Source organism: Lysinibacillus odysseyi 34hs-1 = NBRC 100172 (assembly GCF_001591965.1).
GTDB classification, from domain to species: Bacteria; Bacillota; Bacilli; order Bacillales_A; family Planococcaceae; genus Lysinibacillus_B; species Lysinibacillus_B odysseyi.
In genome coordinates, this window is record NZ_BCVX01000015.1 from 48,294 (window position 1) to 67,520 (window position 19,227).

At 42.9% G+C, this 19,227-nt stretch carries 20 protein-coding genes; 8 read left to right on the plus strand and 12 right to left on the minus strand.

Annotation, left to right across the window (positions count from 1 at the left end):
- Nucleotides 1-539 precede the first annotated feature (539 nt).
- The 5 genes from BOD01S_RS20350 to BOD01S_RS20370 all read left to right on the plus strand — a co-directional run bounded on the left by BOD01S_RS20350 (nucleotide 540) and on the right by BOD01S_RS20370 (nucleotide 5,040).
- The gene (locus BOD01S_RS20350; protein ID WP_036151538.1) at nucleotides 540-1,232 is read left to right on the plus strand and encodes an adenine nucleotide alpha hydrolase family protein; all 693 of its coding nucleotides are present in this window, start codon (nucleotides 540-542) and stop codon (nucleotides 1,230-1,232) included.
- A gap of 153 nt (nucleotides 1,233-1,385) precedes the next feature.
- Nucleotides 1,386-2,087 (plus strand): FadR/GntR family transcriptional regulator, encoded by a 702-nt coding sequence (locus tag BOD01S_RS20355; RefSeq protein WP_036151536.1) that lies wholly within the window; start codon nucleotides 1,386-1,388, stop codon nucleotides 2,085-2,087.
- A gap of 111 nt (nucleotides 2,088-2,198) precedes the next feature.
- On the plus strand, nucleotides 2,199-2,915 hold the full coding sequence (locus BOD01S_RS20360) for a (Fe-S)-binding protein (RefSeq protein WP_036151535.1): 717 nt from the start codon (nucleotides 2,199-2,201) through the stop codon (nucleotides 2,913-2,915).
- 14 nt (nucleotides 2,916-2,929) lie between these two features.
- The gene (locus tag BOD01S_RS20365; protein ID WP_036151534.1) at nucleotides 2,930-4,360 is read left to right on the plus strand and encodes a LutB/LldF family L-lactate oxidation iron-sulfur protein; all 1,431 of its coding nucleotides are present in this window, start codon (nucleotides 2,930-2,932) and stop codon (nucleotides 4,358-4,360) included.
- Nucleotides 4,357-5,040: a LutC/YkgG family protein gene (locus BOD01S_RS20370; RefSeq protein ID WP_036151533.1), complete on the plus strand. Its 684-nt coding sequence runs from the start codon at nucleotides 4,357-4,359 to the stop codon at nucleotides 5,038-5,040. The genes BOD01S_RS20365 and BOD01S_RS20370 overlap by 4 nt, the downstream gene beginning before the upstream one ends.
- Nucleotides 5,041-5,144: 104 nt before the next feature.
- On the opposite strand, the gene pcp is transcribed toward BOD01S_RS20370, so the two are convergent.
- Together pcp and BOD01S_RS20380 are read right to left on the minus strand one after the other, a co-directional pair.
- Nucleotides 5,145-5,792: a pyroglutamyl-peptidase I gene (pcp, locus tag BOD01S_RS20375; protein ID WP_036151532.1), complete on the minus strand. Its 648-nt coding sequence runs from the start codon at nucleotides 5,790-5,792 to the stop codon at nucleotides 5,145-5,147.
- A 56-nt stretch (nucleotides 5,793-5,848) separates the two neighbouring features.
- A complete protein-coding gene (locus BOD01S_RS20380; RefSeq protein WP_036151621.1) occupies nucleotides 5,849-7,069 on the minus strand; it encodes an MFS transporter in 1,221 nt (406 codons plus the stop codon).
- Nucleotides 7,070-7,149: 80 nt separating this feature from the next.
- Here BOD01S_RS20380 and BOD01S_RS20385 point away from each other — a divergent pair, with 80 nt between their 5' ends.
- Entirely contained in the window at nucleotides 7,150-7,860 is a 711-nt protein-coding gene (locus BOD01S_RS20385) for a DUF421 domain-containing protein (protein ID WP_233153178.1), read from the plus strand.
- An 87-nt stretch (nucleotides 7,861-7,947) separates the two neighbouring features.
- Here the strand turns inward: BOD01S_RS20385 and BOD01S_RS20390 are convergent, their stop codons facing one another.
- From BOD01S_RS20390 to BOD01S_RS20425, 8 genes are all read right to left on the minus strand, one after another.
- A complete protein-coding gene (locus BOD01S_RS20390; protein WP_233153176.1) occupies nucleotides 7,948-8,538 on the minus strand; it encodes a hypothetical protein in 591 nt (196 codons plus the stop codon).
- 161 nt (nucleotides 8,539-8,699) lie between these two features.
- Nucleotides 8,700-9,479 (minus strand): ABC transporter permease, encoded by a 780-nt coding sequence (locus BOD01S_RS20395; RefSeq protein ID WP_036151531.1) that lies wholly within the window; start codon nucleotides 9,477-9,479, stop codon nucleotides 8,700-8,702.
- Nucleotides 9,476-10,360 carry an ABC transporter ATP-binding protein gene (locus BOD01S_RS20400; RefSeq protein WP_036151529.1) on the minus strand — a complete coding sequence of 295 codons (885 nt, stop codon included), beginning with the start codon at nucleotides 10,358-10,360 and terminating at the stop codon, nucleotides 9,476-9,478. Before BOD01S_RS20400 ends, BOD01S_RS20395 begins: the two co-directional genes overlap by 4 nt.
- The gene (locus BOD01S_RS20405; protein WP_036151527.1) at nucleotides 10,357-10,557 is read right to left on the minus strand and encodes a PLD nuclease N-terminal domain-containing protein; all 201 of its coding nucleotides are present in this window, start codon (nucleotides 10,555-10,557) and stop codon (nucleotides 10,357-10,359) included. The genes BOD01S_RS20400 and BOD01S_RS20405 overlap by 4 nt, the downstream gene beginning before the upstream one ends.
- The gene (locus BOD01S_RS20410; RefSeq protein ID WP_036151525.1) at nucleotides 10,558-11,676 is read right to left on the minus strand and encodes a helix-turn-helix domain-containing protein; all 1,119 of its coding nucleotides are present in this window, start codon (nucleotides 11,674-11,676) and stop codon (nucleotides 10,558-10,560) included.
- 185 nt (nucleotides 11,677-11,861) lie between these two features.
- Complete coding sequence (locus tag BOD01S_RS20415) at nucleotides 11,862-12,626, minus strand: 3-hydroxybutyrate dehydrogenase (RefSeq protein ID WP_036151523.1); 765 nt, start codon at nucleotides 12,624-12,626, stop codon at nucleotides 11,862-11,864.
- Nucleotides 12,616-13,569 carry a 3-hydroxyacyl-CoA dehydrogenase family protein gene (locus BOD01S_RS20420; protein ID WP_036151521.1) on the minus strand — a complete coding sequence of 318 codons (954 nt, stop codon included), beginning with the start codon at nucleotides 13,567-13,569 and terminating at the stop codon, nucleotides 12,616-12,618. Before BOD01S_RS20420 ends, BOD01S_RS20415 begins: the two co-directional genes overlap by 11 nt.
- Nucleotides 13,570-13,618: 49 nt before the next feature.
- Nucleotides 13,619-14,938 carry a GntP family permease gene (locus tag BOD01S_RS20425; protein ID WP_036151517.1) on the minus strand — a complete coding sequence of 440 codons (1,320 nt, stop codon included), beginning with the start codon at nucleotides 14,936-14,938 and terminating at the stop codon, nucleotides 13,619-13,621.
- Nucleotides 14,939-15,200: 262 nt separating this feature from the next.
- Between BOD01S_RS20425 and BOD01S_RS20430 the strand changes: the two genes are divergently transcribed.
- Together BOD01S_RS20430 and BOD01S_RS20435 are read left to right on the plus strand one after the other, a co-directional pair.
- Nucleotides 15,201-16,754, plus strand: a complete 1,554-nt coding sequence (locus BOD01S_RS20430) for a class I adenylate-forming enzyme family protein (protein ID WP_036151514.1) — start codon at nucleotides 15,201-15,203, stop codon at nucleotides 16,752-16,754.
- Nucleotides 16,755-16,756: 2 nt separating this feature from the next.
- Complete coding sequence (locus BOD01S_RS20435; RefSeq protein WP_036151511.1) at nucleotides 16,757-17,539, plus strand: enoyl-CoA hydratase; 783 nt, start codon at nucleotides 16,757-16,759, stop codon at nucleotides 17,537-17,539.
- Nucleotides 17,540-17,695: 156 nt separating this feature from the next.
- On the opposite strand, the gene BOD01S_RS20440 is transcribed toward BOD01S_RS20435, so the two are convergent.
- Both BOD01S_RS20440 and BOD01S_RS20445 read right to left on the minus strand, forming a co-directional pair.
- Complete coding sequence (locus BOD01S_RS20440) at nucleotides 17,696-18,214, minus strand: hypothetical protein (protein WP_036151508.1); 519 nt, start codon at nucleotides 18,212-18,214, stop codon at nucleotides 17,696-17,698.
- A gap of 591 nt (nucleotides 18,215-18,805) precedes the next feature.
- Nucleotides 18,806-19,216, minus strand: a complete 411-nt coding sequence (locus BOD01S_RS20445; RefSeq protein ID WP_036151506.1) for a protein-tyrosine phosphatase family protein — start codon at nucleotides 19,214-19,216, stop codon at nucleotides 18,806-18,808.
- Between the last annotated feature and the right edge of the window lie 11 nt (nucleotides 19,217-19,227).

A 19,227-nucleotide genomic window follows, 5' to 3' on the forward strand; every position in this document is an offset into this window, starting at 1 on the left:
TATCGAAACTGATACTGTATGAAATCAAATATGCTTAAGTATAATGATTTACGGATTCGGCTTTGTGCCCGCTGAACATGGATCAGTCAGCCCAGATTGTCCGATACAACGAACAAAGGCGAACTTCCTTTTCAAGAATGTCATTTTCTATTGCATGACTCTTTTCATTCCCTCTCTACATCTGTGATAAGGTACCCGTTAAAGGACACCCTAAAACGGTACTTATTGAGGGCGAAACCTTTTGCAGCAGAAGGAAAAGTTGAAAATAAGAAACAGACTTGACTAAAGATTTAACTCACTTCATAATATTGTTTCATATAGTAAGAAAGTAAACTTCAATGGTGCAATTTGTTTCGATTTTAATATTTTTTAAAAGAAATTACAAAATTCCAATATGCCATACATGTTAAGTATACAATAGAAATAGGTGCCTTGCACTGCATGAAGCCTATTTTTCACTTATTTATACTATTTTTCTCGAATTATCGACTGCATTGAGTAGATGTAAGTTCAAATATTTAAAAGAGGTGCAAACTGAAATGAAGCATTTGAGAGGCCGAATGGATGAAAGCATTTTAGTTTGTGTGTACTACGGCTTAAATGGTGAAAGACTCATTCGTAGAGGACATAAACTAGCCACATTACTGGATTGCCCATTGTATGTGCTGACAGTAGATGCAAAACCACTGGACGCATTTGATGCGGAAAAATCCCGTTACATGGAGCAATGGAGAGAGCTTGCAGAGGAGCTGCAAGTTGAAGAGTTTATTATTAAAGATAATGAGAAGCGTCCAATCCAAAAAGTTGTCAATGAAATAGCACGTAATTATGATATTACACAAATTATCGTCGGCCAAAGTGCCCAGAGCCGTTGGGAAGAAATTACAAAGGGTTCCTTACTGAATGTATTATTGAAAGAAGTGCCATTTGTTGACTTCCATATCGTCTCGATTAAGCGCCCTACAGAAGATGATTCCTATGATGTATATGAAAAAGGTGTACGTGCCTATTTGGTTGAGACGGAAGATCATTTCAAGGTTGCCTTCACGTGTCCTAAGTTATCCTCTATTGAGGGGATTTTCTTTAAGGAGATCGGGACAGACTTTGATAACGGTATTTTTAAATTTACGTACAATAATAAAATGCATGAGTTAACGATTACTGAAGGAATGGTCGTTAACCCGGAGAAAATTCCAGACAACGCCAAGCCGTCATTAAACCCTGGCATGTAAGATAATATATCGTATGCTCCTTTGCTATAGGGATGGCAATCCGCCGCAGAGGTCATATTTTTAGTCAATATTTATAAAAAGCAGAGCTGCCCAGAAAGTTCCGATTTTCTGGACAGCTCCTTTTTTCAAACTCATTACAGGAGCGTTGAAGCAATGCAGTATAAAAAAATTAAGCAAAAAAAATTATATGAGCAGGTAGCAGACGCTATCGAACAGCAGATAATAAAGAAAAAGCTTTTGCCGGGTGATCGTCTCGATTCTGTGGAACAGCTTTCAAAAAGTTATGATGTAGGGCGCTCAGCCATCCGGGAAGCACTGATGTCCCTGCAGGCAAAGGGCTTGATTGAGATCCGCCATGGAGAAGGGACATTTGTCCGGCATTTGAGTACTGATGATATTACTATCCAAATGCCCCCTTCCTCACTTTTCAATAAAAAAGACATAAAGGAAATCTTTGAAATACGGGAACTGCTGGAACTCGGTGTCATCGAAAAGGCAGCTGTACGTCGCTCACAGGATGATCTTCTTTGCCTGCAGCACGCTCTTCATACGATGAATGAAGCACTGACAGATCATCAGGCAAGCAGTGAGGCTGATTTCTTATTCCATACAACGATCGCTAAAGCGGCTGATAACCAGCTGCTCGTAACAATGCTTGAACATATTTCTAAGCCTCTTGCCGATCAGATCCAGCAGACACGTGTGTTGCTGGCCGCTACTAATCCACCGGCATTGGAACAGCTGCACAAAGAGCATGCAGCTATCTACGAAGCGATTGAAAAACAGGATGGAAAAGCAGCCAAAGAAGCAATGTCTCGCCATCTCGCCACTGTAGAAAAAATGATTTTCATTTAAGAATCTCGTTTTCTACACAATATTCTATTACACACTTATTTATCCTGGTCATCAGATGACCTGTTGACTTCCTTTTTTACAAACTGTACAGTAAAAAAAAGGAGTGATTGGATGAAGATCTCGCTATTTGCCACATGTTTAGTGGATTTGTTTCAAAGCAACATTGGAAAAAGTACAGTGGAGCTACTAGAACGGCTCGGTTGTTCTGTCGATTTTCCAAAAGGCCAAACATGCTGCGGACAGCCTGCTTATAACAGCGGCTACGTAAAAGCCTCTCGCGACACAATGAAACATACAATCCGGACTTTTGAGAATGCCCAATACGTTGTCTGTCCTTCCGGGTCATGCGCTTATATGCTAAAGGAATATCCCCACTTATTAGAGGATGAACCGTATTGGCAGGAGCGGGCCCAAATGCTGGCTCTGAAAACTTACGAACTCACACAATTTATCGTGGATGTCTTAAAGATCGAAGATGTAGGTGCAAAGCTGGAAGGAACAGCTACATATCATCCTTCCTGTCATATGACCCGCTTATTACAAGTACAAAGTGCCCCGATTACACTCCTTCGGCATGTGAAGGGTCTGGAGGTTATTGAGCTTCCGTTAAAGGAAAATTGCTGTGGATTTGGCGGTACCTTCTCGGTGAAGATGAGCGCAATATCAGAACAAATGGTAGATGAAAAGGTTGCGAGTATCCAATCAACGGGCGTTCACTATTTAGTCGGTGCTGATGCTGGCTGTTTAATGAATATCGGCGGCCGAATGAAACGACAGAACTTACAAGTAGAGACAAAACATATTGCTGAAATTCTAAATATGGTGTAAAGGGGGAACCAGGAATGTCGATGAAAATTTCTAATGAGCAATTCCCAAATCGGCTGGAGGAAAATATTCAAAATGAATTTATGCGCAATGCTGTTTCTTCCGCTCAGCACCGTTTTCAAACACGCCGTGCTGCTGCAGCCGAGCAGCTGGGCAACTGGGAAGAATGGCGGAATCATGGAGAGGAAATCCGCCAGCATGTCCTTGCCAATCTGGATTATTACTTATATGAGCTTAGTGAGAATGTAGTAAAACAAGGCGGCCATGTATTTTTTGCCGAGACGGCAGAAGAGGCAAATGATTATATTGTATCAATCGCAAAGAAAAAGCAAGCTAGGAAAATAGTGAAAGCGAAATCCATGGTAACAGAAGAAATTAGCCTAAATGATCATTTAGAGCAGGCCGGCTGTGAAGTAATCGAAACAGATCTTGGAGAATATATTTTGCAATTAGATGATCATGACCCTCCTTCCCATATTGTAACGCCTGCCCTTCATAAAAATAAGGAACAGATCCGGGAGGTCTTTGCCGAAAAGAACGGATACACCCAATCTTCGGTTCCCGAGGACCTTGCCCTGCACGCAAGGCAGGTATTACGCGAACACTTCCTAACAGCAGATATCGGCATTACAGGATGCAACTTTGCTGTCGCGGAAACAGGCTCTATATGCCTTGTGACGAATGAAGGGAATGCTGACCTCGTCTCTGCCCTGCCAAAAACACAAATTTCCGTTATGGGGATGGAGCGGCTCGTTCCTACATTTGAAGAGATGGAAGTACTCGTAAGTCTGTTGACACGAAGCGCTGTCGGGCAAAAGCTGACAAGCTATATTACCGTACTGACAGGAGCAAAAAAAGCGCTGGAAGTAGATGGACCTGAGGAGTTTCATCTTGTCATTGTCGATAATGGACGTTCTTCCATTTTAGGAAGTGAATTTGAACCGATTCTACAATGTATCCGCTGTGCAGCCTGTATCAATGTATGTCCTGTGTACCGGCAAATTGGCGGACATTCATACGGCTCTATCTATTCTGGTCCAATTGGGGCAGTCCTCTCTCCCCTTCTCGGTGGATATGATGACTATAAAGAGCTTCCTTACGCTTCAACGCTTTGCGGTGCGTGTACAGATGTGTGCCCCGTGAAAATCCCGCTTCACCAGCTGCTGCTTAAGCATCGAGAAGTGATTGTAGAACGTGAAGGACGCGCACCTATCAGTGAAGCTGCCTTAATGAATGCATTCGGATTTGGAACTGCATCCAGCTCCCTGTATCGTTTTGGTTCAAAAATGGCATCAGCCGTTATGAAGCCGTTCGGTAATGGAGAGACGATTTCTAACGGTCCAGGTCCGTTAAAGGCCTGGACGGATATTCGCGAATTCCCAGCCCCGAATAAAGAGCGTTTCCGTGATTGGTTTGAAAAACATAAGAAAGAGGGTGACCATTCATGACTATTGCAAACCGTGAGCATTTTCTCACTAATATTGCCAGCCGCCTCGGACGCTCTCCTTCTAAAGAAAAGCCTAAGCGCATTTGGAAATATAACCCACAGGCAATGGTACTGAAGGATTACTCGCAGGATGAGCTTGTGCAGGTTCTAGTGAAGCAATGTGCAAACATTCATACGGCGGTTATGACATGTACAGTAGAAGAGCTCCCTCATACTTTTCAGAAAGCGATGGAAAGTTACGGAAATGGCACCGGCATCTATAGTAAAGATCCGCGGTTTGGAGATATGGGACTAACCTCCCTGCTTACGCTCAATCCAGCGTTACATGAATGGGACTATGAAAAAGGAAATGCCAATATCAAGATGGCAGAGCAGGCCAATATCGGGATTGTCATTAGCGATATAACACTCGCAGAATCGGGTACGATTGTAGTACAGACAAGCAAGGACAATGGCCGGACGTTATCTTACCTGCCGTCTAATTCTATTGCCATCATTCCAAAGAGTACGATTGTTCCGCGAATGACGCAGGCTGCCCAGCAGCTGCGGGCAAACCCGGTTACAGCGTCATCTATCCACTTTATTACCGGCCCGAGTAATTCTGCCGACATTGAAATGAAGCTGGTCGTTGGTGTGCATGGTCCTATACGGATGACTTATCTTATTGTAGAGGGTATATAAGAAAATTTACCAGAGACGTAAAAAACAACGGCAGACCGATTGCCGTTGTTTTTCTAGGGGGAACTACATTAAAAAAAACAGATATCTGGTTTAATTTTCTCCCGTCAGCTCACCTGTCCGCCGGATATCACTACATCTGTCTCATGCTTTACAGCGGATGCAATAGCTATCTTTAAGCCTTCTACGATTGTCTCCATTGCCATATGCGGCTGTCCTGGATGGTGGACTGCCTGTTCCGGTAAAAATGGGATATGAATAAATCCGCCTCGTACCGCTTTTTTAGACTCAGTTAAATAATGCATAAGACCGTAAAATAAATGATTGCAGACAAAGGTTCCGGCAGTTTGGGATACAGATGCCGGAATACCGCCTTCTTTCATATCCTTTACCATAGCCTTAATCGGAAGCGTAGACCAGTAGCCAACCGGTCCGCCCTCAGCTACAGGTGTATCAATTGGCTGGTTGTTCTCATTATCCGCTATACGGGCATCGTTTACATTAATCGCTACCCGTTCTATTGTAATATCCGGCCTTCCACCAGCCTGTCCAACACAAATGACGATTTCCGGATTCGTTTCTTCTATCGCTTGGATTAATCGTTCGCAGGATAGCCCAAATACTGTAGGGATCTCTTGAATCTCCACTTCATATTCATCAACCTGCCAGCCTTTCAATTGTTTAACGCTCTCTAATGCAGGATTAATGCTCTCTCCTCCAAATGGGTCAAAACCAGTAACTAAAATCTTCTTCATATTAGCTGTCTCCTATTCCAAAAGATAAACTACTTGTTTTCTGTATAAACGAATCATTACCCTTTCCGGGCTTCTCCTGCTTCTCCATCCTTTGGTAATGCTACAGCAACTAACATTAACAACGGCAGCAGGGAAATCACTATAATCGTTTTTTCGATACCGATTACGTCCATAAGTAAACCGATGGCAACTGCCCCAATCGCCCCCATTCCAAAGGATAGCCCGACTGTCAGGCCAGCCATCGTGCCGATTTTAGAAGGGACAAGCTCCTGCGCATATACGACCGTTACCGAAAAACTGATCATAATTAGTGATCCGATAGCAATAAGCAGCACAACTACCAGCCATAAAGGCACAAAAGGTAACGCCAGGCAAAGCGGGATCGGGACAACGACGGATAATAAGATAACATTTTTACGGCCAATCCGGTCTGATAATGGACCTCCGAAAAATGTCCCTACTACGCCGCAGGCCATGAAAAGAAAGATAAGCAGCTGTCCTTCTTTTATTGTCAAACCATAATCTTCCATCAAGTAGAATACATAAAAGTTCGTAATGTTTGTTGTATAGAATGACCGGGCAAAAATGACCGTAAACAACAGCCCAAGAGCAATTCCTACCTGCTTTTTCGTCAATGGAGGCAGTGAGGAAACAAGCACTTTCTTTACATTCGCAAGCTTTTCTTCTTCTAATCTTGCTTTATACCATAAAGCAATTTTTGTCAGCATGAAAATACCAATGGCCGTCAACACTAAAATGACTGAGGCCCCGTGCATGCCGAACGGTAAAATTAAAAAAGCACTAATGAGAGGTGCGAGCGCCTGTCCTGAATTTCCTCCTACCTGATAAATCGACTGGGCCAGCCCCCGTTTGTTTCCTGCAGACATAAAAGATACTCGGGACCCTTCCGGATGAAACACGGCAGAACCTAGTCCTAAAAATAAAACGGATACTAAAATCATCCAATAATTCGGTGCAAGAATAAGCATTGCCAAGCCGACAAAGGAACTGACCATCCCAATCGGCAGCGCATAAGGCATCGGCTTTTTATCTGTCACAAAGCCAACGACCGGCTGCAGCACAGAGGCAAACATATTCAATGTAAAAGAAATAAGCCCTAACTGTGTATAGGACAGCCCCATATCCTTTTCAAGCAATGGGAACATGGCAGGGATGACTGATTGCATCGTATCATTAATCAAATGACACACGCCGATCAGCACCATCATGATATACACAGGGTTATTTTGTTTTGCTGTAACTGAAGCTGTTGTCATATTTTTCACGCTTTCTATATTTTGATTGCTGTATAGTTTCCCTCCTTAGCGTTCAATATAACGTGTAAGGAGTGGATAAAATGGATTTCAATTTTTTTGAGATGATTATCAGAACAACTGGCGCATTTTTTGCCATTTTATTTTTAGCCCGCATCATCGGTAAGAAACAGATCAGCCAATTAACATTTTTCCATTATGTAACAGGTATTACATTCGGTTCAATAGCAGCTGAAATATCAGCACAAGTAGAAACCCCTTTTTGGGATGGTCTCGTCTCTCTTATCTGGTGGACTGTACTGACTATCTTTATTAGTTATCTATCTTTGAAATCCGAAAAATTACGCGTTCTCTTTGATGATAAGCCGACAGTGTTGATTCAAAACGGCACTATTCTTCCCCAAAATTTAAAGAAAGCGCGCCTCAGCTTGGATGAATTAGCGATGCTTCTGCGTGAGCAGAGTATTTTTTCCGTTGCTGATGTAGATTATGCGGTTTTTGAAACAAATGGTGAATTAAGTATTATGAAAAAACCGGCATTGGAAACAGCTACAAAACAGGATGTAAAGGCTAGTACTGCTCCCGCCCAATATATGCCGACTGAAGTCATCTGTGAGGGAAAAGTAATCTTGCAAAATCTATTAAATTTAAATCTCACGGAGGACTGGCTGATGAAGAAATTAAAAAAGAAAAATATTATGAAGGTAGAGGACGTTTTCTATGCACAGGTGCTGGAAAATGGCTCTCTCTATGTCAGTTTGAAAAGCGGTAACCCCCTTAATCCACCTTCATAATATCAATCGGGGTAATGATCCCAATCAGTTTTTGATGCGGCTTGCCATGCTCTGTAATAAGCAGCGCTTCAAAACGGCGGCCGCGCTCTACCCCTTGCTTAAAGCTTCATAAATCGTTATGTACCGGCTGATAAACTGGTAGTTCACTTCATGTTTTTCATGATGCAAAATATCATGCATTGTTGGAATTTCTTTCGGCAGCTGAACTCCATTCATAGAGGTTGCCAGCCAGTTTGTAATCCCCACAGTGGTGACAAGCCCACGAAATATCTCTCCTTCATAGACAGGAAACTGCGTATACTTTCTTTTTCGAATTACCTTCAGTGTATGCTGAAGGGAATCGGTCGTCTGAAATGTCATTACCTTTTTTCGAAACATCTGTCCGACAAGCTTTGGACGGGTCAGTACTTCATCAATATGCTCAATCCGCTCAACTACCTGTGTATGCGGCTCTGCAATGACAAATTCCATTGATGTTCGATGATGGACAATGGCATTTCGTAAATCGGCATAAGCACGCAGATCATCCTCATATTTCCGGACGAGCAAGCTTTTCTTTTTCGCCTGGTCAATTAAACGGTAAAATGGCATATAGTCTTTGGCACCTGCAATATCCCGCATCCGATGGTCAATCCGGTTAAACGCCGTTAAAAAGCGGTCCGAATTTTTCACGGTCATATTAGGCTCACCTTTCTTCCCTTTGCTCTTTCTTTATTATATTCCTAATTTTCTTATATTTAAATATAGAAAAAGCAGCCCTCCTGTTGTAAGCGAGGCTGCTTCTTCGGTTAGACAGGGAAAAACATAATAAAAACCATGTATTCCCTTTTAGTATAGTGCTATATTTTTGCTGTTGCCGCATTTCTTTTCGCGTATAAAATACCAAGCAAAACAGCTGCAATTATAAGAATTACTGTTAAAAAGAGTGTCTCTGTATAATATTCACTTGTTTTGCCACTGATAAATTGCAATCCATAGGCAGAGAGCTTCCATGGACTTAAGCTCCAGAAGCTGCCGATTATTGAATCTATCATCAAGCCAACCGGCAGCAGGAGAATAGCGAACGTCATAGCGACTGCCGTATTAAACATCGCACTACATGCAAGTGTTACAGCCATTACTAGTAAAATCCACAAGCAATACGTACCAAGCATTTTTATAAATGCCCCGGCCTCTACTGATCCATATAACAGTACCGTATAATACAGGCTTCCTGCATACCCTGCCACTCCACTGATAATTCCTAATAGGCTTGCGACAGCCCATTTACTCATAAACAAAGCAGTAAAAGAGATTGGGCGTACATACAGCAGCGTTGCCATTCCGTTTTGTCGTTCCCGGCTGATGGCACTAGCCATTGTCGCGACAAGGACCACTAAACCAATAGATTGGAACTGACTGGTAGAGGCGGATAGAATATCAATCGGGTGCAGCTCAGGCATTGTCAGCATAAACCCTTCCGGCAAATTGCCGACAGCTCCTAAAATATCTTCCATAAAGTAGTTTGTAAGAGGATCCATAATACCAAGCACAATGAAAAGCAGCGGCATCCACACAAACTTCAGGCTGCGCCAGGCTTCCCGGAATTCCTTCGTAAACAACGTCAAAAAGTTATTCATTGTCCCGCCACCTTCATAAATATTTCCTCCAAGCTCGCTGTGACGCGCTCCACTTTCGTAACAGCAAACTTTGAGGCGGCAAGCCGCTCCAATAACTGCTGCATCTTCGGGCGTTCTTCTACGATTTCCACATATACCGTTGAACCGGCTGCAGTGGCAGAAAGCTGCGACTGTGAGGTAAACTGTAATGCGTCCTCTTGGGTCACAAACTCTATCCGGTAACGCGGAGCTTCAAATTTAGCTCGCACTTCTGTAAGCGAACCTGACTCGACGAGCTCCCCTTTTCTTAAGAATAGCAGCTGATCGGTCATCTCCTCTGCATCATTTAAAATATGAGTAGAATAGAGAATTGTCGTCTGCTGCTGCAGCTCCTTGAGTAAATTCATAATTTCCCGTCTGCCCACCGGATCTAAAGCAGACACTGGTTCATCAAGAAGGAGGAGCTTCGGCTTATGGACAATGGCCTGAGCCATACCGAGCCGCTGCTTCATACCGCCTGAAAAGGTCGCTGTTTTTTTCTTCATCGCCTCTTCTAACCCGACAAAGGCAAGTACGCGTTCGGCCTCTTTTTTCGCTGCCGGGCCGGGCACCCCGCTTAATTTGGCGGCCATTTCCGTAAATTCAAGCGCCGTCAGCCAAGGGTAGAATTGCGGATATTGAGGAAGAAAGCCGATTTCCCTGCGGATATCCTTTACGCCCGCTATTTCAATCGACCCGCTCGTCGGTGCCAATAATCCCGTCAGCATGGACAAGGTCGTCGTCTTTCCCGCCCCATTTGGTCCGATTAAGGCTGTCGCTGTATTTGGTTCAAGCGTAAAGGAAACATTCGATACAACCGTCTGCGTGCCGAATGTCTTTGTTAAATTACTCACTGTAATCATGTTGTTTTTCTCCCTGCAATAAAATAGACGACCGGGCCAAACAGACTGATAAATAAAATAATTAAAGCCCATAACCACTTTGGACCGTTTGTTGCATGAATACGGGCCAGATCAATCAAAGCGACGATCATCAATATAGCCTGAACGACGAGAAGCGGGGCAATTAATCCCCAATTGATATTTGCCAATTCCTCCATTTACATTTCCTCCTCAATTTGCAGATGATGCTTTAAATTACTCATGAGCGATTTATACATGGGGTGCTCGTATAAGCTCTCGAATGCCGGGTTATTTGCCATTGTTTTTACTAGATCCTTCTTGATGGATAGATCATCACGCGGCGCCTGCCCGCACATTTGGATTTTATCTTCAATCCAGTCGGATAATAGATAGAAGTAGGAATCTCCTTGCAGTCTCAACGGAAACTCCAGACGATAGCAAGTATGGCAATAGCATTCAATCATCTCTAAAGCCTTCTCTGTACGGTTTTGCATCGCATAACCCATCGCAGCCTTCAGATAAAAGACAAGTGCTGTATTCGCATTTAATTGCTCGACCTGGAACAGCCTGATCATCTCCTGCATCCTGTGTACGATCTCGTCAAAATGCGCTTCGCCCAAAACCTCTAAATGAAGACTTTCCGCTGCAGTGCCAATGGTGGTGATAACATGCTGGTAATGGCTTACCTGCAAGATCTCTTTTGCCTTTTTTACATCTCCAAGCATTTGGTGGGCGGTAGCAATCAGCTGATCTGCCCCTAGTTCGACATATACATTCTCCCCTAGAATCTCTAATACTTCTGCAGGTTTTCCCTGTGCCAACTTGACATATGCTTCAAACATAACCGCTTCATTGACTAAAAGATGATCACCGCTATACTCCTTCACACGCTCAGAAAGCTCTAAAATTCGGTTTAGTACCTGCTCCTGATCACTTGCCTGCGGGTGGTAATTCAAATACAGCTGTGCCATTTTTAGTACAAACGGGAAACAGGAATAATACTCCGCCAGCAGCTGCTCGATTTCCTTCTGTACTTCTTCAAAAGCCTGTTCACTAAATCGCTTCGTTAAGTAGGCGTACGTCTTACCAATACGTTCCTTTGTCATTTGGGGTTCATATCCAAGCAGTGCATCGATCGATATATTAAAATAAGTAGCAAGCTTCGGCAGAAGGGTAATATCCGGATAGCTAAGCCCTTTTTCCCACTTGGAAACTGCAGCTCGTGAGACACCGATATACTGGGCGACCTGATCCTGTTTCAGCCCCATTTCCTTCCGTCTGTTTGCGATTACTGTTGAAAACTGAAGGTTTTTCATTTCATCAACTCCCTACTGCTACTATATCCAAAATTTAGTGAAGAAAGTAGCGAACAATCGTTTACTTTACGATTATTTGTCAACTACAGGTTGATTTTCGAGGAAGTCATACCCCAATCCATAAAAAAACAGCCGAAGCCTTGTTGCACTTCGACTGCTTTACTTATTATAGTTCCGCTAAAAAACTACTGTGTTGTATAGCCTCCGTCCAAGACGAGCGACTGTCCCGTCATTCCCCGGGATTCTTCACTTGCTAAATATTTGGCTAAAGAAGCAATTTCAGCTACATCCAGCAATCGCTTCTGAGGAATTAGAGGGAACAATACTTCATTAAGCACTTGCTCTGTTGATATATTCCGTGTTTTGGCTAAATCCTCGAACTGTCCCCGTACTAGGGCTGTATCCGCATATCCCGGACAAATAGCATTCGCTGTAATGTTATACTCTGCAGTCTCCAAAGCCGTGACCTTCGTAAGGCCAATCACTCCATGCTTAGCAGAATTATAGGCGGACTTTCCAGCAAATCCAATAAGTCCGTTAATAGAAGAAATATTAATAATCCGCCCGAAATTTTTTTCCTTCATGTACGGGAGCGCATATTTCGTCGTAAGGAAAGGTCCAACAAGCATGATTTTCAGCATCTGCTCAAATTTTGCAGCAGGAAAGTCTTCAATCATTGCTACATGCTGCAGCCCCGCATTGTTAATCAGGATATCGATCGAGCCAAATTGCTCAACTGTAGCATCTACTGCTCTTTTTACATCTTCTTCTTTAGAAACATCACATGCTATTCCCGCTGCATTTTCGGAAAGACCTTCCAGTGCCTTTTCCAAGCTCTCTTCATTGATGTCTGAAATCATCACCTTTGCGCCTTCTTCCAGAAAAGCCTGGGCAATTTCATAGCCGATTCCTCTTGCAGCACCTGTAATGAACACTACTTTATCCTTCATGTTTCCCACTCCCCTTTTGTGCATCGAGCTTTAAAAATTCAATTAATAATTGCTCTCTTCTTTTGTCTATTTCATCTATATCTTCTTCATGCCACAGGTAAAATCCTTGCCCGCTTTTTATGCCAAGTTGATTCTTTTCTAGAAATTGTGTCATGTCTGCGGCCGGTTTTGTATCATTGCATAAGTCTTTATACAAGTACTCACTGATTGCATAAGCGACATCCAGCCCTGTGAAATCAGCAGACATGAGCGGGCCGGTCACCGGCAAACGACGGCCGATACTATGCGTGACAGCTAAGTCAATATCCTCCTTGCTGGCTACGCCCTCACGCAGCAAATACTGGGCCTCACGCAGCAAAGCAAACTGTAGGCGGTTACCGATAAAGCCCGGTACTTCTTTCTTCACTAAAACCGCCTTTTTATCCAGCAGCGCCAACACTTCCATTGTCTGCTTCACTGTCTCTTCGCTTGTTGCCTTTCCAGGGACGACCTCAACCAGCGGAATCAGATGTGCCGGGTTCCAGAAATGCGTAATAATAAAGCGTTCGGGATATAGCATTTCGGAGGACAATGGGCTCGTCGGTATGCCTGATGTATTGCTGGCAATTGGAACATGCGGTGGTATTAACGTTTCCACCAGCCGATAGAGTTCTTTTTTAATCCCCAGATTCTCAGGTACCGCCTCAATGATGAACTCAGTCCCCTTTAGACAGTCTACAAGGGATGTAGTAAAACGGACCCGCTGTAAAAGCTGGGTACTTTCTTCTCCTGTTAACAGCCCGTATTGAACTAATGTGTTTACCTTTTTCCGAAGACTCCCGGTTGCTCTTTCTACTTCTTTTTCATCTACAGCATATATATGAGCGGATAGATGGCGCCAAGCAACCGTCAAAGCAATCGAATGGCCCATCGTACCGGCACCGATTATACTAATTTTGTTCATCGTATCATCTCTTCCTTCAATGGGCCTTCAATACAGACCCTTTCTGTTGTTATAGTCCGATTGAGAATAGAATAACAGCTAATATTGTACCTAAAATCGGTAGAATAACAGTCATCAAACCGAATGTAGGATAGGCATCCTTATAGGATTCATTCGCAATGGACGTAATCGTTGTGACTACGTATCCACTATGAGGGAGCGTATCCAGTGAGCCTGAAGAAATAGCTACTACACGGTGCAATGCTTCCGGATCCACGCCCATATCTAAATAATGTGGTGCAATTAAAGGCAGTGCAATTGCCTGTCCCCCCGAGGATGATCCGGCGAGTCCACAGATGATGGCCACTGCAAAGGCGCCGCCGATAAGAGGTGAGCCTGGCAAGTCCGTTACCCAGCTAACAGCCGTCTGGAAGGCTTCCGTCCCTTTCACGACACCTCCAAACCCAACGACTGCTGCCGTATTGGCAATTGCAATAACAGCACCTAATGCGCCATCTGCTACTGCTTTTTCCCTGTTTTTCATATAATTAAAGCTGACGAGATATGTTGTTAAAATACCGCCGAGAAGCGCAATAATCAGCGCCGATGTACCAAGTGAATCATGGAAGAAATAAGAAATGATAAGAACGACTAGAAGTGGTAGTACACTTAAAACAGGATTTGGCAGTTTGGCATCTTCCGTTAAATTAAATTGATCCTGTTCCTGGGCGATAAAATATTCACCTTTCGCCTTTGCCCGGCGAATGACCCAGCTGAGCATGATATAGCCGAAAATAATCATGAAAATCGCCACTACCACACTAACCTGCCATCCGGCATACGGTGTTGTTCCTAAATACTCAATCGGAATCCAGTTTTGGATTTCCGGCGACCCTGCCGAGGTCATTGTAAATGTTACAGAGCCAAAAGCCATCGCTGCCGGGATAAACCGGCGCGGAATGTCGGCCTGTTTGAATAGACTTAGTGCCATTGGGAAAACGGAAAATGCTACGATAAATAAACTTACCCCACCGTATGTCAGCACAGCACAGGCTGCGACTACTGCAACAAGTGCAAATCGGACCCCAATCTTTTCGATGATCCATTTCGAGACACTGTCCGCTGCCCCGCTATCCTCCATTACTTTCCCAAAGATAGCCCCCGCCAGGAACATAAGCCACCAGGAAGAAATAAATCCTGTAAAAGCAGTCATATAGCCTGTAATAAGGCTTGTCTCCCCTTCTGCAGCCATCTGTGGGAAAATTGTTAGACCACTCAAAATCCCCGCAAACAGCGCTGCAAATGGAGCAGCAATCAGGATATTAAATCCTCTCACCGTTAAATAAATAAGTAAAGCTAATCCCCCTAACAAACCAATAAAACCCAACATCCTGCATACCCCCTTAATGTTTTTGATACATAAAGGAAAAAAATGTAATAAAGTACACTTTTTCCTACCTAATACCCTGATTTTATAAACATTCTATGTGTTGCTAAAAAAAATTATATTTTAAACAACAATTTAATGTGCAGCGGAAAATAAAAAGCAGCGCTACATTTTTCTACATACAAAAATATAATTTAGAATTTTATGAATATTTGAAAATATATGATACATTAAGTAGAATTATAAAGCAAAAGGGAGGGGTTCTATGAACATTGGATATTTTACGGAGAATAGAAAAGCAGCTGAACATCCAAATAAAATTGCTATTCAGTTTGAAAGCGGTGAAAAATGGTCTTACCATGACCTGCATATCCGGTCCAACAAATATGCTCATAAACTTCGAGAGCTTGGGGTCCAAAAGGGAGACAGTGTGGGTCTGCTGCTGTTCAATTGTCTGGAGTATTTTGCATTATACTTTGCCATTGGAAAAATCGGCGCCATTGCTGTTCGTATCAATTTTCGGCTGACACCTCCAGAACTGGACTACATTCTGAAAGATTCCAAGGCGAAAATATTGTGTGCGCATACAGAGCTCCTAAAAAAAATCGAGCCGCTGACACCCCACTTGCAAATTGAGCAGTATATTGCGTTCGGTGAAGATAAACTCGATTGGACGATACCTGGCGAGGAATTCGAAAAAGGTGCTGAAGAGAATATCCTAGATATAAATATTTCTCTGCAGGACCCTGTTATGCTCATGTATACTTCCGGGACAACAGGGCATCCAAAAGGCGCACTTTGGACACATAATACGACGTTCTGGTTTAGTACTATTCAAATTATGAAATGGGGATTTACAGGTGAGGAGATTGCGATGACAACAGGCCCCCTCTACCATGTAGGCGCAATGGAAGACATTGCTCTGCCTGTCCTTTTAAGCGGCGGCACCGTCATCATCACAAAAAGCGGCGGATTTGATATTAGCCGTATACTGAATGTTATAGAAAAAGAACAGGTGACGGATCTATTCCTCTTCCCATTCATGATTTACGAAATGCTGAACATGCCGAATGTAAAAGATTATCGCCTGCAAAGCTTACAAACAATCTATACAGGGGGCGACCCACTTATGCCGTGGGCGATTGAACGGGCATATGAACTATATCCTCATGTTGGCATTGTCCAAGTGTACGGGCTGACAGAAGGACAGCCAATCGCTGCCTGTCTTGATGCAGCAGATGCACTGGAAAAATCCGGTTCAGTCGGTAAGCCCCTCCCGCTGACGGAAATCCGGTTAATGAATGATGAAGAACAGCCTGTCCCTATAGGCGAGGTCGGTGAAGTATGGATTAAGAGCCCCGGTGTATCCGAAGGCTACTGGGAAAAACCTGAGGAAACAGCAAAATCATTTTCTAACGGTTGGTGTAAAACAGGTGATCTCGGTATGTATGATGATGACGGATTCCTTTCGATTGTCGGTAGAAAAAAAGACATGATCCGAAGCGGCGGTGAAAATATTTATGCTGCGGAAATCGAAGATGTACTTTATCGCCATGAAGCCGTTCTTACAGCGTCTGTCATTGCTATCCCTGACCCGAAATATTTAGAAGCTGTGTGTGCAGTCATTGTCCTGAAGGAAGAAAAGAAAGCAACTGAGGAAGAGCTGATCACCTTCTGCCAACAATATTTAGCAAAATATAAAGTACCAAAAAAGGTCGTTTTCACTGATGAAATTCCGAGAACCCCTTCCGGAAAAGTCAAAAAGTTTGAACTGCGTGAAATGTACAAAAACAGGACCCTGACAACAGAGGAGGTGTAAGGATGGAAAAAGTACTGCTCCATATTGAAGAAGGAATTGCTGTGATTACAATCAACAGCCCACCGATGAACATACTGAATGCGGATGTGGTCAATGGACTGCTTCAAGTGACTGCCGATATCCGCAATCATGACGAGGTAAAGGTAGTTGTTCTTACAGGACAAGGAACGAGAGCTTTCATGGCAGGAGGCGATATAAAGTCATTTCCAGAACTTATCGGAAAAGGAGAAAACGTTGCCTACCAAGGCTCAAAATTCCTACAGGCGCCGCTGGATGCGGTCATGAATCTTCCCTTCCCGACAATCTGTGTCCTAAACGGCTTGGCATTCGGAGGCGGCTGCGAACTTGCGTTAAGCTGTGACTTTAGAATTGCAGAGGAACATGTAGAAATCGGGCTGCCGGAAGTAAAGCTCGGCTTGTTTCCCGGTGCTGGCGGAACACAGCGACTTCCTCGCCTGATCGGCATCTCCAAAGCAAAGGAATTAATTTTTACAGGCGAATCCGTTTCGGCTTCTAAAGCACTGGAAATCGGCCTTGTAAATGACGTCGTAAAAACGGGCGAAGGAATGCAGGCTGCTTATACTCTCTCCCGTAAAATGAGCAGGCATTCTGCCAAGGCACTGCAATACGCAAAGCTCGCTATTGATGAGGGACTAAATGGCGGCCTTAAAGAAGGACTGGAGACCGAGGCCCGCTATTTCGGGAAAGTATTTCAGACAGAGGACGTAAAGGAAGGCGTATCGGCGTTTATGGAGAAGCGGAGGGCGGTTTTTAAGGATAGGTAGGTAGGTAGGTAGTGAAAAAGAACCATTGTGTATGGGGGGCTTATTATATAGACTCGATTCTTATTTTTAAAGACGGGGTCGAGCCTATTTTGCCTATTCAACTAACTTTCTCATTACTTTAATTATGTTTTTAAACTCTTAGCAATTGTAATCGCTCTAATCATATATCCCCCATTCAAACAAAAAATAATGACTATCAGATTGTCCGAAGATGCAATCATAAACATAGCCTTTTAGTATTTGTATTGTTTCAATATGATTTAACCTAATTAAAAGTTCCTTAACAACTGGCTCAGGGACATTCACATCAGCTAAATCTCTTTTAAATTTACTTATAAAATCATCTTTTACTAACTCTATACACATATTTTTTGTTGGAAAGTATGCATTAATCCAGAAATTTTCCAACCCTGTCATCCATTGTTCATCTAAAGAGTCTGGTTCATCGTCCATATCCCATTCTTCTCCATCAAACAATTGCTTTTTAAATATTGCCGAAAATGCTTCCTGAATATTATCAAACTGATCTTTTTCAGTGAATAATAAGTCTACTTGCATTGCTGCTCCATCTCTGAACTCATATACATCAAATGATAGATTTGACAATTGAACATTCGCAATTTGCCTGGCAAACAAATTGTAATCACCAAATAATTCTTGAATTTCGTTTCTCATTATTATTCTGTTTCCCTCCTTCAGGAGATTCGATACTTTGATTACTGATTTTCAACTAACCTGCTCTATTAATATATTTCATTCAACAAAAATACTATTACTCCTGCAAAAAGAATAACATCCATCATCACAAACTTGTTCCTTATTTATTATGCATCTCAAACAAAAAACTGCTTTATAAAGAAGTAAAGAATAATAATGGTTAAAAAGTTTTAAAGGGATACAGTAGAATTACTTACATTTAACCTTTAAAGTAACGTTGAAAAATCTAAGCTGACAGGCCTGGCTAAGTTCTTACAACATTTTAAAATTATCTCCTCATGAAGCCGTACGCTTAAAGGTTGCAAAGTTGATTTGTCATAACCGTGAAGGTGCCGCGAAAATTTATTTAGCCCCAAAATTAATTCATCTCTAGAAATATATTTGTTTGCAGCTATTCTATACAGAGTATTTTAGGAGCAGGTTTGATGCAAAACGAAACTAAGCAGCCAGTTGCCGGTAAAATACCGGCAACTGGCTGCTTAAAAAGAGGATTTTTAGTCTGTCTTAAAAACGACAGTCAGTGCACTGTCTCTCCAAGGTGCTTCCAATCTATTTATACAATTTCTCCAATGCTTCACGCATATTTGGACGGATATTCACAGAAGGATGGACTTCTTTGACCATGTTTTCTGCTTCCTCAAGTGATCCTGCCGCCCCAAGCTCCATCAATGCCGCAACGGCCATCACACTTGCTCTACCGTTGCCGCTGCCGCAGTGGAAATAAATCTTCTCGCCTGCTTGGTAAGCATTGATGACTTCCGTTACACCGGCTTGAATGGAAGACGGAATTTCATCACTTTCATCTGCAATCGGCTTATGGATATAGGAATAATCAACCTTTTCTGTACGGCCTTTCACACGCAGATCAATGACTTTTTCAACTTCCTTTTCATGTACTGCACTTGCTGCATCGTCCGCGCCGCCAAAATAGACGCGTCCTTTAATGAGTTCATCGTACATATGCGTAACCA

What these genes read in the sequence shown, in the direction of transcription:
- BOD01S_RS20420 (WP_036151521.1), bottom strand. Translation starts at nt 13,569, where the DNA reads ATGAACAAAATTAGTATAATCGGTGCCGGTACGATGGGCCATTCGATT.
- BOD01S_RS20370 (WP_036151533.1), top strand. Translation starts at nt 4,357, where the DNA reads ATGACTATTGCAAACCGTGAGCATTTTCTCACTAATATTGCCAGCCGC.
- BOD01S_RS20425 (WP_036151517.1), bottom strand. Translation starts at nt 14,938, where the DNA reads ATGTTGGGTTTTATTGGTTTGTTAGGGGGATTAGCTTTACTTATTTAT.
- BOD01S_RS20350 (WP_036151538.1), top strand. Translation starts at nt 540, where the DNA reads ATGAAGCATTTGAGAGGCCGAATGGATGAAAGCATTTTAGTTTGTGTG.
- BOD01S_RS20435 (WP_036151511.1), top strand. Translation starts at nt 16,757, where the DNA reads ATGGAAAAAGTACTGCTCCATATTGAAGAAGGAATTGCTGTGATTACA.
- BOD01S_RS20355 (WP_036151536.1), top strand. Translation starts at nt 1,386, where the DNA reads ATGCAGTATAAAAAAATTAAGCAAAAAAAATTATATGAGCAGGTAGCA.
- BOD01S_RS20405 (WP_036151527.1), bottom strand. Translation starts at nt 10,557, where the DNA reads ATGGAGGAATTGGCAAATATCAATTGGGGATTAATTGCCCCGCTTCTC.
- BOD01S_RS20445 (WP_036151506.1), bottom strand. Translation starts at nt 19,216, where the DNA reads ATGTACGATGAACTCATTAAAGGACGCGTCTATTTTGGCGGCGCGGAC.
- BOD01S_RS20400 (WP_036151529.1), bottom strand. Translation starts at nt 10,360, where the DNA reads ATGATTACAGTGAGTAATTTAACAAAGACATTCGGCACGCAGACGGTT.
- BOD01S_RS20410 (WP_036151525.1), bottom strand. Translation starts at nt 11,676, where the DNA reads ATGAAAAACCTTCAGTTTTCAACAGTAATCGCAAACAGACGGAAGGAA.
- BOD01S_RS20360 (WP_036151535.1), top strand. Translation starts at nt 2,199, where the DNA reads ATGAAGATCTCGCTATTTGCCACATGTTTAGTGGATTTGTTTCAAAGC.
- BOD01S_RS20415 (WP_036151523.1), bottom strand. Translation starts at nt 12,626, where the DNA reads ATGAAGGATAAAGTAGTGTTCATTACAGGTGCTGCAAGAGGAATCGGC.
- BOD01S_RS20365 (WP_036151534.1), top strand. Translation starts at nt 2,930, where the DNA reads ATGTCGATGAAAATTTCTAATGAGCAATTCCCAAATCGGCTGGAGGAA.
- pcp (WP_036151532.1), bottom strand. Translation starts at nt 5,792, where the DNA reads ATGAAGAAGATTTTAGTTACTGGTTTTGACCCATTTGGAGGAGAGAGC.
- BOD01S_RS20385 (WP_233153178.1), top strand. Translation starts at nt 7,150, where the DNA reads ATGGATTTCAATTTTTTTGAGATGATTATCAGAACAACTGGCGCATTT.
- BOD01S_RS20440 (WP_036151508.1), bottom strand. Translation starts at nt 18,214, where the DNA reads ATGAGAAACGAAATTCAAGAATTATTTGGTGATTACAATTTGTTTGCC.
- BOD01S_RS20380 (WP_036151621.1), bottom strand. Translation starts at nt 7,069, where the DNA reads ATGACAACAGCTTCAGTTACAGCAAAACAAAATAACCCTGTGTATATC.
- BOD01S_RS20390 (WP_233153176.1), bottom strand. Translation starts at nt 8,538, where the DNA reads ATGACCGTGAAAAATTCGGACCGCTTTTTAACGGCGTTTAACCGGATT.
- BOD01S_RS20430 (WP_036151514.1), top strand. Translation starts at nt 15,201, where the DNA reads ATGAACATTGGATATTTTACGGAGAATAGAAAAGCAGCTGAACATCCA.
- BOD01S_RS20395 (WP_036151531.1), bottom strand. Translation starts at nt 9,479, where the DNA reads ATGAATAACTTTTTGACGTTGTTTACGAAGGAATTCCGGGAAGCCTGG.